Here is a 12,056-nt window from a genome sequence, read left to right on the forward strand (position 1 = left end):
ATTGTGAAGGAATAGCCTCACATCTTCCTAGTTTTCTGCTACAATAGAAAGAATGAGCATGTGACAACTAGAAGAAAGAAGAATGTGTATGCGTAATTTATTGGCTTGGCGCTGGATTTTCTTTGTCGGCGGAATGATGATCATGTCGCTTGGCATCTCCCTGACGATTAAAGGACAGCGATTCGGAATCGGACCCTGGGACGTACTGCACGTCGGGCTGTTCCAAAATATTGGATTAACCATTGGTTCCTGGAGTATTCTCACAGGACTTTTAATTGTTACGGTGTCCTCTCTTGCCCTGAAGGAATGGCCGAGATGGGGAACGTGGCTGAATATGCTGGTGATTGGCTTGTTTATTGACTTCTTTAACTGGCTGCTGCCTGACGTGACATCCGTTGCTGCACAAAGCATTTGTTTTGTGCTCGGAGTATTGGTGATGGCATACGGCGTCGGGATTTATGTTTCGCCAAACCTCGGTGCCGGACCGCGGGACAGCCTGATGCTTTTGCTTGTGGATAAACTCGGATGGAGCCTTCGTACAGCGAGAACGACAATTGAAGCGATTGTTACCCTGGTCGGATTTTTACTTGGCGGGCCAGTGGGAATCGGGACATTATTTGTCGTGCTGTTCATTGGCCAGTTTATTCAGATCGCCATGCCGCAATGTAAAAAGCTGCTTTTGTGGATTACGAATCAAGACGACGAGAAAGTGTTGTTGCGCTATAAAAGAGCATAAGCCGAAATCAATAAGCCGCCTTCCATTTGGAAAGCGGCTTATTAAGATTGCTATTTTTTATCGCTTGTACTGTCGGCTGTTTCTTCTCCAGGTACTACTTTCTTAATATCATAGTATTTATCAGCGCCCATTCCGCCTTCACCTATCATCTTTGAAATTTCCTTCGTGCGCATTTCATTCTTTTTAATGATTTTCTTTCTGTCATCTTTAGCCATTTACAATTCCTCCTCCTTATAAAAGCATAGTTTACTTTTCCAGAAGCAGAACGTGAATCTACTAATTAATGAATGGTACAATACCATTTTAACACAAAAGTGGAAGGAGAAACTAAGGAATTGGCTTTATTTGCTGAAAAGTCGAATTTATTCTCGCGAAATTATTTCATTTAACTTGTAACGAATAGGTTTTTCAATCTATATATAGGTGTGCCGGTTTCACAATAAGGAAGGAGGAGGGAATTGGAGGATTTAAGTGAAGTCTATACTTCCTATGCAAATGAAATAAAGTTATTTCTTCTTTGTTTGACCTCACATGCAGATTTAGCAGAAGAATTGACACAGGAAACATTTTATCAAGCTGTAAAATCGATTGAACGCTACGATGGCGAATGCAAAATGTCGGTCTGGTTATGCCAGATTGCGAAGCATTCTTACTACGATCACTTAAAACGGGAGAAGTATAGAAACTATTCCAGTCTTGAACACCTGGCTCAAACGGGTATAGAACTTCCATCTAATGAAGACCTGCCGGACATCGCGGTGATAAAGCAAGATACGCAGCAGAAAGTTCAGGAGGAAATTCAAAGATTAAAAGAACCTCAACGGGAAATATTCTTACTTCGCACAAAACTGGAGTTGAGTTTCAAGGAAATCGGGATGATCTTTGAAAAAAATGAAAATTGGGCAAGGGTTACATACTATCGTGCAAAATGCACTTTAGCAGAAAGGTTGGATAAGAATGAAATGTAATATTATACAGGATTTATTACCTTCTTATATTGATGGTATTTGCAGTGATGATACTGCTTCTGAAGTAGAAACCCATATTGAGAGCTGCACACAATGCAATCAAACTTTACAAATAATGCGGCAGCCGATGCAGTATATTGCCGAGACAAATGTTGAAGAAGCGAAAGAACCTTTCAAGCGAATTAATAAAAAGCGGCGGGTACAAGTTATTGCTGCTTCGCTGTTGACATTTTTCATTATGATAATTGGTTATCAAGTCTTTCAACATGTAGGGGTTGTTAATCAATACTTTTCGCCCATGGTCAGCGGAATAGTGAATATAACTGACAACAGTGAAGAATGGCAGAGTATAAGTTTCTCTCATAATTCGATTGACCAACAAGATTTTATAGAATATGACAGCATCTTTTGGGAAAAGAAGGTCGTTAATGATGCAAATAATGAGAGTAATGTATTGCTCAGAGTAAAGGACGAACAAGGAAATATCATTATTGATGAGTTTCTTATTTCGCCCGGTAAAATTGCTGATTTGGAAAAACTAAAGAAAAATCAGAAATATTATTTTGAAATAAAAGCACCTGAAGGGCGCTATAGTATTAATGCGGTATGAGCATGGAATACTTGGACATTCCAGAATCAAGGCTTAGAATTCCTCTGTTATCATCAGGAAATTGTAACTTTTCCCCAAACATAAAGTCTAACTTATAAAAGGGGGAAGAACAAATGAAGAAAATACTGATCATTTTTTTATTACTCACACTCAGTTCCCTTGCTCTGTTCGGCTGTCAGAAAACGGAGCAAGTGAAGGATGAAGAGCGATTGCCGGAGCCGAATGAACTAAAAACAACGGCTGAAGTTATGGAAGGTGATTTCATTTATCGCCTTGTTTCGGAGAAAGATCACTACGGCGAAGGGGAAGATGTGAAAATTTACGCGGAGCTGGAATATATAGGTCCCGAAAATGAAATGGAAATCAGACACGGCAGTTCACCGTTTTTATTTCCTATGACAGAAACTACACGGAATTATGAAATTGAATACGGAGTTACTATGGCAGAGGAGCGTACCGTTTTGAAAAAAGGTGAGCCGCTGCGCCAAGAAACCCGTGGGGGAGGAAGCTACTCGGAACACGACCCGGAAGAGTATAAAGAATTTATGAAAAAGGTTATGAAAGAAGACTATCCAAGCGGTCATTATATTGTGGACGGATATGCAAGCTTTGACACGGCGGGCGATGTTGAAAAGGAATACCTGATAGAAGCGCAGATTGAGTTTATTGTAGACGGGGAAGAATAGGCTGTATACTGATGAAAAACTCAAACTAAATGATAAAAGGGAGGGTCAGTCATGTCAGCAACCACTGTTCAAAAAGCTAAAAGAATCATAGAAGGTCTGGAATATGGTGCGTTTATTACTTCTAAGGAATGGGAAAGCCGGAACTTTGAGTATTATTTTAATTATTTTTCGAGTTCAGATGCAGAGGTGAGAAAATATTCGCTTCTGGTTTTTGCGTCAGGTCTTGGAAACTGGTATGCATTGTCTGCTTTTATTTTTAAGCCGGTTGAAGAATTACGAAAAGATCCGTTGTTTGACCCGGACGCTTACTATTACTTACCTGATTATATTGAGTCTTTCTTAAAAAATCGGGAGGGTATAGAGTCAGAATACCCGGGATTATATACAATGATCATTCATTTATTGATAGAATTAGATAATAGAGAGTCATTTGATCTGCTATTTCCTGAACATGAATTGTTCCAGCGGTTAAGAGAAGAAGTTCTAAACAGCGCAGATATAGGAAATCGATTGATGTATGATGATTTTCAACAGCTGCTGTATGATATGGGACTGCCGAACTTTTATAAGCCGCAGTAGAATGAAATACTTCAGTAAAATTATTTTCATAAGGAGTCTGCTATGTTGATCTATTTCACGCTTGTCGCTGTGTTTGTGTTTATTATTGTAATCAGCACAGTCATCGGATATCTATTTCATGAATTCAGCGGGAAACTCGTCACTTCTGGAAGAATTAGATGTATAGCAGGCATGGTTGTTTCGGTACTCGTCAGCATAATCATGACCAAGCTGCTGCTTTTCGGTATCTGGTACTATTACGCGGCTGCCGCTGTGGTGACGGCCGTATTATATATAGTGCTCCTGAAATATTCCCAATCAAGACACTGACCTTGCATGCTAATGATTACGAATTTACACCGCTTATTCCTGTACGGATCAGCGGTGCTTTTTTTATTTGCCTGTACATAGAATGAAAAGACGAAAGAAAGGATGGTTGGCATATACGGTCATATTACTGAATACATGGGAACGGCTTATACAGGCAAAGGGGTCATGCATAAATATGAGGAGCTGCTGGAGGAATCACGGAAGACGATATTCCTTAAATGTCTGCCTACACATTCGCTGTCGCAGGTGCTGAATGATCTGGCGGTGTACTTCGTGAAAAGGGGGCATCCTGTCGACCGCTTCATGAATCCCGGGCATACGGATAAAACCGATGCGATTTACGTCAATGAACTGAAGCTGTTTATCTTGCAGGCTTCGCACCCGATTTCATTCGAACCGACGGATTTAGGGGGACGGCATAAGGTGTTTTGTTTCTACGATGTCTATCATCAGGAACATTTATACCAGCAGCATGAAGAAGTGGGCGATTTGCTGAAGCAGGAAAAGTACAGTTTCGGAAAATCTCTGGCCGCCCTGGAAAATGCCAAAGAAATTCATGACGAGTGGGAAGCGGTCAATATTCAGCGGATGGACTGGGATCGGCATACCGCTTTGACAGAACAATTGAAAGAGGGGATTTTTGGGACGATTGAATTGGCAAAAACCGCGGACATTTCCCACCGGATTATCGGTTCCCTGTCTGCCGGCAAAGCGCATGATTTCATTCCGTCTATCACGAAACGAATGCGCAGGCGGCTGCTGATTAAAGGATTAGCAGGAACCGGTAAGTCGACGATGATGCGCGCGCTCGGTGAAGAGGCGGCGAATCGGGGCATCGATGTACTGTACGGCTGGTGCGGACTTGATCCTTCCAGCATTGATCTCGTACTGTTCCCTGAGCTTTCCGTTTGTTTATTTGATTCGACGAAACCGCATGCCTATGATCCGGAGAGCCCACGTGATGAGCTGGTGGATCTCGTGCCCTTCTGTGCAGAAGATCAGCAGGCGGAGAAATTGATTGAGGACATCAGCCGCCGCTATGCAGAAGCAATCGCAGATGCATCCGGCTATATGCAGACCGCCATGAAAGCCCAGAATGCTGCCCGCGTGCAAATGGACCGCTCGTTGAATGTCGAAGTATTCGAAAAGAAACTGCAGACGCTGTACGCGCTGATCAAAGCGATGGACGGGAATTAAAGAATGGACGTTGGCTGGATTTTTGCAGAAATTCGGCAAAATGAAAGTGCCAACCCGACCGAGCCGTATAAAATCTATCGAGCTATGATCATGAATGAAGGCTGTATGAGCACGTGGGCAGCGGACATGATCACTACGACCGGCCGTATGAGCGGCTAGCCAGGCCGAATGATCATGCACCCGCCACCCATGAGCATAAACGGACTTTTCATGATCACCGATATCCTTGCCGCCGCGTTCGAACATATAAACGCGCCAATAATGCGCCTCGGCGCATGAAAGAAGGCCGGATGCAAGCCAAAGCTGCCCGGCAGCGCGCCAATCCGGCTTCCAACCGAGCCAAACCGCCCTTTCACCGCACCAATCACATCGGACCAATAAAAAAACCGCAGACACTCTGCGGTTTTTTAGTCGAATTTATAAGTATAAGATTCTTCATTGTGGAGCCAGCTCAGTGCTTCCGAATCGTTCTCGGCCCAGCGCTTTTCCATATCGGGCAGCATCCAGACCGTCTGGGAAGCATGTGCCCGCAATGCGGCAATTTTCTTATCCGCCACGTCGCTCACATCGAACGCAACATCCGGCTTGCCGATTATTTCCACCGTCTCATTCGCGAACGCCTTCACGTGCAATACCGGACGTTTGTCTTCCGGAATTCTCCGTACCGCTTCGACCATTGCCACACCTGTCGCATTATGGTCGGGATGCACAGCCAGCGTCGGATGGAAGGTGATGACTAATGAAGGGTTTAATTCCTCAATCAGATCGGTCATCATCTGGACCAGCTTTTCAGGGTCTTCGAATTCAACCGTTTTATCGCGCAGCCCCATCATCCGCAGATCGGTCAGTCCCATTGCGGCGCATGCATCTAACAGCTCCTGCTTTCGGATCTGCGGCAGTGTTTCGCGGTTGGCGAATGGCGGATTGCCTAAATTCCGGCCCATTTCACCGAGAGTCAGGCAGGCGTACGTCACGGGAACTCCCATTTCGATATACTTAGCAATCGTTCCGGCAAGCCCGAAAGTTTCATCATCGGGATGAGGGAAAACGACTAATACATGTCTTTCATTTTGCATGATAAAAAATCTCCCTTCTTAATAAGCAAATGGCGTTTCGCTGATTTCAAACGCCACTGCAAGCTTTCCGTCAGGCCCGAGACCTGCCATTAACAAGCGGTCGTGCTCGTCCAGCTCATAATGCGTGATACCCTGCGCATAAATCCAGCCGCTCGGCAGTTTCAGCCCGATACGGTGAGGGGAGTCGCCTGCTACTTTTCCGAGTTCATAGCGGATGACAATATTTCGAATGAACGCGCCGGCGTTGAAAAAGCCTTCCTGAAAGTGAGCGGCATATGATCCATTCGTCGTTTCCAAATGAATATATACATCTTTATTGGCAAAGGAGTCCAGTAACTCCTGCAAATGATTTACGTCAACAGTTTGCATGCGTATCCTCCTATGTAGTGCGTTGATTCACGGACAGCAGACAAATGACTGCCGTGTGCAGTGCAATGATTTGTCTGCAATCCATATAATCTCAGTATAACGAAAGCGCGCTTTGATTGCGATTAGACGGCTCACAAAAAGCCGGGACAGACCCGGCAGCAGAGTGGCTCGTCAGACTTCGTGCAGCGTAATATGCGGCGTCTCGAACTGGTTTTTCGCGCCGTGCATGACAGGCCCGACATATTCATTGAGCTTCCAGCCGTGTGTGATGGCGGCCGTCACGAATTGCTTCGCTTCGATGACTGCGTCTTTAATCGTCATGCCATTTGCCAAATTTGCTGTAATAGAGGCCGCAAATGTACAGCCGGCGCCGTGATTATAATGTGTATCTGCTTTATCAGCTTCCAATAAAGTAAAGCTTTTCCCATCATAAAACAGGTCGACCGCTGTATCGTGTTCCAGCTGCTTGCCGCCTTTGATCACTACATTGCTTGCGCCGAGCTGATGAATCTTCTCAGCAGCCTGTTTCATCTCTTCAATCGTCTTCGGCGTTTTCATTCGCGCCAATTGTCCCGCTTCGAATAAATTTGGCGTGACAATTTCAGCTTTAGGCAGCAAGTATTCGATCATCGCGTCGGTATTTCCGGGATTCAGTACTTCATCTTCGCCTTTACAGACCATGACGGGATCAATGACCACGTGATCCAGGCCCGATTCGTCAATCGCCTGTCCGGCAGTGCGGATGATTTCTTCTGTGCTCAGCATTCCTGTTTTGATGGCATCAATTCCCGTCGACAGCGCCGTTTTCAGCTGTGCTTTTACGACGTCAATCGGCAGTGAATAGACATTATGCGCCCAGTTATTATCAGGATCCATTGTCACAACTACTGTCAGTGCAGTCATGCCGTATGTCCCGTGCTCCTGAAACGTTTTCAAATCCGCCTGAATTCCGGCGCCCCCAGAAGTATCAGAACCCGCAATCGTCAAAGTCTTCTTTAAACCCATCATTAAACGTCCCCTTTATTTGCAGATTTTCTTGTACCTAATAGTAAACAACAATCCGCCTGAACACAATTATTTCGTATATACTATAGGTCTAGTATCTTCTACTAAGTTGCATTATTTGACACTGTGAGAAAATGAAACTTATTACCTTGCAGAACGTACAGATAGATAGAGATTTATGATTTATTTTATCGAATGATCCATATAGAAAGGTCGTGAATCATGAGCAGGCATGATCCGTCTGAATCGGAAAAACATGAAATCGGACAGGCGGAGGATGAGACGTCTGTCACCGCCGAGGAAATGATCACTCCGGGACCAAAGGCGAAAAAGAAACGCAAGCGTAAAATGTTTTTTTTGCGGCTGGGCTATACTTTATGGTCTTCCTGGAGAAAAACGTATATTCTCCTTATTCTGATGCTTGCAGCAGCCATCATTATTCTTCCTGTTGCCGGATTTTATCTCATTAAGATGGGCTCTACTTTCACGGAACAAAAAGGCGCATTTGTCGAGCATGTCCAGGAGCTTCAGGAATTAACAACGGCTGAAGCGTATACCAAAGTTCTCGTCGAACGCACCGACAACGAGTTATTCGGGCAGAGCATCGGCGTCAATCTGCCGGGCACGAAACGTAATCTCCTGGTCGTCATCCCGGGCTCCGTCAAAGCAGGGATTGACTTGAGCGATATTACGGAAAGTGATCTGACAATTGACGATAGAGAAAAGACAGTCCACCTGAGTGTGCCGCCCGCGGAATTCCTTGGAGGTGCGGAAATTTACTTCGATCAAGTGGAGGTTTATTCGGTAGAAGGATTATTTCGCACGAAAGCGGATATAGAAGAAGGATACGAACTTGCCAATGAAGCAAAGAATTTAATTTTGGAAGAGGCGTCTGAACAAGGCGTACTGCAAACGGCCGAGCGCAATGCGGAGAAGACACTGAAGGAAATGTTTTCATTTGCAGGTTATGAGCTGGAGGTCGAATTCAAGGAGTGATGCATATGAAGCCAATGTTTCACAATGATTGGGATACTGTACTGAGTGACGAATTTGATAAGCCGTACTATCAGACACTGCGGAAGTTTCTGCAGTCGGAGTATGCAACACACGTAATTTATCCGCAAATGCAGGATATGTGGACTGCTTTCGAATTAACGCCGTATCATGAGGTGAAAGTGGTTATTCTGGGGCAGGATCCTTATCATGGACCGGATCAGGCGCAGGGAATGAGTTTTTCCGTGAAGCCCGGCGTCAAGATTCCTCCAAGTCTGCGCAACATTTTTAAGGAACTCTCTTCGGATTTGGATGTTCCGATACCTGCGAGCGGCACGTTGACAGGCTGGGCCGAACAAGGTGTATTATTATTGAATACGGTCCTCACTGTGCGCGAAGGTTCAGCCGCTTCACACAGAGGGCAGGGCTGGGAACTCTTTACGGACGAAGTGATCCGGAAACTGTCTTTGCGCAGGGAGCCGATCGTCTTTATTCTTTGGGGCCGCCATGCCCAAGAAAAGACGGCTTTGATTAACCGGAGACGGCATGCGATTATTGAATCAGTGCATCCGAGCCCGTTCAGCGCGGCCCGCGGTTTTTTCGGCAGCCGGCCTTTTTCTAAGACCAATGATTTTTTGCGCGGATGGGGCGAGGAACCGGTAGATTGGGCAAAAACATCGGCAGAACAGCTGCGCGGCTAGAAAGGGAGTGGGACGATGGCGGTCAATTGCTTCGAATGCATACATTTCTACACGACATGGGATCCCAAAAATCCCCGTGGCTGCAAAGCTTATGGATTTAAGACCAAGATGATGCCATCCATCGTGGTCAAGCGTTCATCCGGAATGGAATGCCTGAAGTTCGAATCAAAGAAGGGGACGGGAATACGATGATTTCATCCGATCAATTATTGAAGGAAATAGAGCGGCAAATCGCCTTGGCGAAACAAGCGCAGAGTGAACAGGTGAAAAGAGAAGCGGTATCTGCAGTGCGTGCGCTGTGCAATGTCATGCTGAGTGACTCGCCTGCGGCAATTATGCCGTCAGCACCGCAGACTATCCAGCTCCAGCAGCCGGCCGCATCGCTGAATGAACAGCCGTTGCAGGAAGCGGATGCAAACGGCGAGTCACTGTTCGATTTTTAGCATTGCCACAAACCGTTCGAAAAGTCTTTTATTCAGGTGACAGGAATATGGTAAACTAAAACCGTATGTACGTTAGAAAGAAGGAATATTCATGCCGTTTTTTATTATAGCAGGAGCGATTAACGCAGCAATCGCAGTGGCGTTCGGTGCATTTGGAGCACATGCGCTGAAGGATCGTCTGTCTGAGCATTATCTGGCCATCTGGGAAACAGCGGTTCAGTACCAAATGTTTCATGCGGTCGGTTTGATTACTGTCGGTATATTAATGAGCAGTGCGTTGCTTGGTCCTTCCGCTGCATTGTCATGGTCAGGATACTTGCTGCTTGCAGGTGTTATTATTTTCTCCGGAAGTCTGTATGTGCTCAGCTTGTCGGGCATCGGAATACTGGGAGCCATTACACCAATCGGGGGCGTGGCGTTCATCGCGGGCTGGATTATGCTGATTGTGGCTGTTGTGAAATATGGTAATTAAGACAAAGGTTTTGCAGCCTTTGTCTTTTTTCATAACTTACTTTTGAAAGGAAGTGCATTATGGGTCTGGTATTTTCCAGTAAACGAAATACTTTCTTTACAGTACTGCTGTTGTTCGTACTTATCAGCAACTTTCTCATTTACCGCCTGCCTGTCATTCCCGGCCCGGCGGAAGCGAAAGGAGTCGTGCTGGGTTCGATCATTGATCTGGCCATTGTAGCGCCGCTATTGATACTGGCGATCACACGCCGCAAAGGCTTCACGTTCAAACGGCTCATAACGTGGGTTGTGCTCGGGCTTTTCGCCTCGCGCTTCATCGTGCCCGCAGCTTACTTCCAGCCGTTTGCGTTCATTCCATATGCCGCATTAGGCATCGAACTGTTCATCATACTGGCAGAAGTATGGCTGATCATCCTGCTGATCAAACATTTGCCGTCGATCCTTCGCCAAATGAAATCCACTGAAACGAGCAGGCTTTTTGTTTTTCCGGCGCTGGTAAAGGAAAAAGTCTCGGATCATCCAATCATCCGCATATTGGCCGCTGAGTTTCTGATGTTCTACTATGCGTTTGCAACTTGGAAACAGAAGCCGCCTGAGAATGCTGAAAGTTTCACGATGCACCGCAATACGAGCTTTATCGCGTTTTATATGATGCTCATTCACGCGATTGCCATCGAAACGATTGGTATTCATTGGTGGCTCCATGATAAGTCGATGGTCTTATCGCTTGTGCTGTTATTGCTGAATATTTACTCAGTTCTATATTTCATGGCGGATATTCAAGTTGTGCGTCTCAATCCACTGCAAGTTAAGAGTGACCGTCTTCAAATTTCATTGGGACTGGGGAAGCGAATGGAAATCCCGTTTGACGCGATTCAGCGAATTGACTGGGGAGACAGCGCCGCTTCCTGCAATCTGAAAAATAAAGAAGTGATCGATTTCATTGCGAGGGATTTTGAGGAGGCATTTCCGCAGGCTGTTATTCATTTCAACCGTCCGCTCCCGGCTGTGCTGTTCCTGGGACGCGAGAAGAGTTACCGTGCAGCTGCGATCCGTGTAGATGATCTGCCGCGTTTCCGAACGATGATGGACGCTTTATAAACAATGAAACGGGCTGCCTGGTAAAAACCTAGGAGCCCGTTTTTTAGCTATTACGGCGTCTGATCGAAGTAATTTAATTCCTCATCAAACTCCGCGTAATCAAAGTAGATCATCGGGAAGAGGTAGCGCCGTCCCGTATTCGCTTCGCTGAGAATCACATGATCGCGCCCCGCGGCTTCCACCATTCCCGCAACGGCTTTCGTGTTTTTGCCGGCCTCCACCGCATGCTCGAATGAAAAATGAAAAATGCCGGGCTTCCCTCTGTTCAGCCGTAAAATATTCTCGATGTACGACTGCTCCCTGAATGGAGGCGTGTTGGGATTACCTCCCGGGACTGATACTTGCGGCGGTACCATTTGCTGCTGGCCGTAGCCTGGATAATAATATTGAACCATTTCAACATCCTTTCATTAGATAAGTGTGCAGTCTTGTTCGGTCGGGGAATAGAAGCAATAGTACAGTTACTGCCAAAACAGCCAAAGCAAAACCCCCTTGCCCCTATTCTATGTATGGACAGGCAGTAGTATGACAGGTAGTTTTTTTAGGGTATGAGCGGATGCGGGAGGTTCATGATCATTCGGCAGCCCGCTATGAGCGCCTGCGGTGATGCCATGATCGCTTGCAGATAGTCTATGATCACACGGTCGGATAAAATACCGAATGGTGCGGCAGACGGGTCGATTGGTTCGCGGGGAGCCGGCTTTGGTGCGCTGCAATTGTATTTACGCGCGGTCGGATGCATGTTTGGTTCGTTGCACGGCCTTTATCGCGCGGTCAGCGAGGACTTTCAGTCAAGTCCATAGTTCTCTTTC

At 45.9% G+C, this 12,056-nt stretch carries 20 protein-coding genes; 14 read left to right on the forward strand and 6 right to left on the reverse strand.

Annotation, left to right across the window (positions count from 1 at the left end):
• Positions 1-88 precede the first annotated feature (88 nt).
• Entirely contained in the window at positions 89-736 is a 648-nt protein-coding gene (locus tag NCCP2331_RS17550) for a YczE/YyaS/YitT family protein (RefSeq protein ID WP_153720782.1), read from the forward strand.
• Between the two features lie 50 nt (positions 737-786).
• On the opposite strand, the gene NCCP2331_RS17555 is transcribed toward NCCP2331_RS17550, so the two are convergent.
• Positions 787-951, reverse strand: a complete 165-nt coding sequence (locus NCCP2331_RS17555) for a hypothetical protein (protein ID WP_153720783.1) — start codon at positions 949-951, stop codon at positions 787-789.
• A 243-nt stretch (positions 952-1,194) separates the two neighbouring features.
• Here NCCP2331_RS17555 and NCCP2331_RS17560 point away from each other — a divergent pair, with 243 nt between their 5' ends.
• The 7 genes from NCCP2331_RS17560 to NCCP2331_RS17590 all read left to right on the forward strand — a co-directional run bounded on the left by NCCP2331_RS17560 (position 1,195) and on the right by NCCP2331_RS17590 (position 5,244).
• Entirely contained in the window at positions 1,195-1,704 is a 510-nt protein-coding gene (locus NCCP2331_RS17560; protein ID WP_153720784.1) for an RNA polymerase sigma factor, read from the forward strand.
• On the forward strand, positions 1,694-2,314 hold the full coding sequence (locus tag NCCP2331_RS17565; RefSeq protein WP_153720785.1) for an anti-sigma factor family protein: 621 nt from the start codon (positions 1,694-1,696) through the stop codon (positions 2,312-2,314). Before NCCP2331_RS17560 ends, NCCP2331_RS17565 begins: the two co-directional genes overlap by 11 nt.
• A gap of 113 nt (positions 2,315-2,427) precedes the next feature.
• Positions 2,428-3,000, forward strand: a complete 573-nt coding sequence (locus NCCP2331_RS17570) for a hypothetical protein (protein WP_153720786.1) — start codon at positions 2,428-2,430, stop codon at positions 2,998-3,000.
• A 51-nt stretch (positions 3,001-3,051) separates the two neighbouring features.
• Entirely contained in the window at positions 3,052-3,579 is a 528-nt protein-coding gene (locus tag NCCP2331_RS17575) for a hypothetical protein (protein WP_153720787.1), read from the forward strand.
• A 42-nt stretch (positions 3,580-3,621) separates the two neighbouring features.
• Positions 3,622-3,888 (forward strand): hypothetical protein, encoded by a 267-nt coding sequence (locus NCCP2331_RS17580; protein ID WP_153720788.1) that lies wholly within the window; start codon positions 3,622-3,624, stop codon positions 3,886-3,888.
• A 102-nt stretch (positions 3,889-3,990) separates the two neighbouring features.
• Positions 3,991-5,085 carry a hypothetical protein gene (locus NCCP2331_RS17585; protein WP_153720789.1) on the forward strand — a complete coding sequence of 365 codons (1,095 nt, stop codon included), beginning with the start codon at positions 3,991-3,993 and terminating at the stop codon, positions 5,083-5,085.
• Positions 5,086-5,088: 3 nt separating this feature from the next.
• Positions 5,089-5,244 (forward strand): hypothetical protein, encoded by a 156-nt coding sequence (locus tag NCCP2331_RS17590; RefSeq protein WP_251672013.1) that lies wholly within the window; start codon positions 5,089-5,091, stop codon positions 5,242-5,244.
• A gap of 248 nt (positions 5,245-5,492) precedes the next feature.
• On the opposite strand, the gene bshB2 is transcribed toward NCCP2331_RS17590, so the two are convergent.
• From bshB2 to thiD, 3 genes are all read right to left on the reverse strand, one after another.
• On the reverse strand, positions 5,493-6,161 hold the full coding sequence (gene bshB2, locus NCCP2331_RS17595; RefSeq protein ID WP_251672014.1) for a bacillithiol biosynthesis deacetylase BshB2: 669 nt from the start codon (positions 6,159-6,161) through the stop codon (positions 5,493-5,495).
• Positions 6,162-6,179: 18 nt separating this feature from the next.
• Positions 6,180-6,530 carry a YojF family protein gene (locus NCCP2331_RS17600; protein WP_153720791.1) on the reverse strand — a complete coding sequence of 117 codons (351 nt, stop codon included), beginning with the start codon at positions 6,528-6,530 and terminating at the stop codon, positions 6,180-6,182.
• A gap of 171 nt (positions 6,531-6,701) precedes the next feature.
• A complete protein-coding gene (gene thiD, locus NCCP2331_RS17605) occupies positions 6,702-7,535 on the reverse strand; it encodes a bifunctional hydroxymethylpyrimidine kinase/phosphomethylpyrimidine kinase (protein WP_251672022.1) in 834 nt (277 codons plus the stop codon).
• A gap of 222 nt (positions 7,536-7,757) precedes the next feature.
• Here thiD and NCCP2331_RS17610 point away from each other — a divergent pair, with 222 nt between their 5' ends.
• The 6 genes from NCCP2331_RS17610 (at position 7,758) to NCCP2331_RS17635 (ending at position 11,244) form a co-directional block, all read left to right on the forward strand.
• Entirely contained in the window at positions 7,758-8,531 is a 774-nt protein-coding gene (locus NCCP2331_RS17610) for a DUF4230 domain-containing protein (RefSeq protein ID WP_251672015.1), read from the forward strand.
• 5 nt (positions 8,532-8,536) lie between these two features.
• Positions 8,537-9,229, forward strand: coding sequence for a uracil-DNA glycosylase (locus NCCP2331_RS17615; protein WP_251672016.1), 693 nt, complete (start codon positions 8,537-8,539; stop codon positions 9,227-9,229).
• A 15-nt stretch (positions 9,230-9,244) separates the two neighbouring features.
• Positions 9,245-9,421: a uracil-DNA glycosylase gene (locus tag NCCP2331_RS17620; protein WP_228550983.1), complete on the forward strand. Its 177-nt coding sequence runs from the start codon at positions 9,245-9,247 to the stop codon at positions 9,419-9,421.
• A complete protein-coding gene (locus NCCP2331_RS17625; RefSeq protein ID WP_251672017.1) occupies positions 9,418-9,672 on the forward strand; it encodes a DUF5327 family protein in 255 nt (84 codons plus the stop codon). The genes NCCP2331_RS17620 and NCCP2331_RS17625 overlap by 4 nt, the downstream gene beginning before the upstream one ends.
• 91 nt (positions 9,673-9,763) lie before the next feature.
• A complete protein-coding gene (locus NCCP2331_RS17630) occupies positions 9,764-10,144 on the forward strand; it encodes a DUF423 domain-containing protein (RefSeq protein ID WP_251672018.1) in 381 nt (126 codons plus the stop codon).
• A gap of 59 nt (positions 10,145-10,203) precedes the next feature.
• Positions 10,204-11,244: a beta-carotene 15,15'-monooxygenase gene (locus NCCP2331_RS17635; RefSeq protein ID WP_251672019.1), complete on the forward strand. Its 1,041-nt coding sequence runs from the start codon at positions 10,204-10,206 to the stop codon at positions 11,242-11,244.
• Positions 11,245-11,294: 50 nt separating this feature from the next.
• On the opposite strand, the gene gerQ is transcribed toward NCCP2331_RS17635, so the two are convergent.
• Both gerQ and NCCP2331_RS17645 read right to left on the reverse strand, forming a co-directional pair.
• Positions 11,295-11,639 (reverse strand): spore coat protein GerQ, encoded by a 345-nt coding sequence (gerQ, locus tag NCCP2331_RS17640; RefSeq protein ID WP_251672020.1) that lies wholly within the window; start codon positions 11,637-11,639, stop codon positions 11,295-11,297.
• Positions 11,640-11,785: 146 nt separating this feature from the next.
• Positions 11,786-11,986: a hypothetical protein gene (locus tag NCCP2331_RS17645; RefSeq protein ID WP_251672021.1), complete on the reverse strand. Its 201-nt coding sequence runs from the start codon at positions 11,984-11,986 to the stop codon at positions 11,786-11,788.
• Positions 11,987-12,056: the final 70 nt, after the last annotated feature.

Source organism: Sporosarcina sp. NCCP-2331 (genome assembly GCF_023707945.1).
Classification (GTDB): domain Bacteria; phylum Bacillota; class Bacilli; order Bacillales_A; family Planococcaceae; genus Sporosarcina; species Sporosarcina cascadiensis.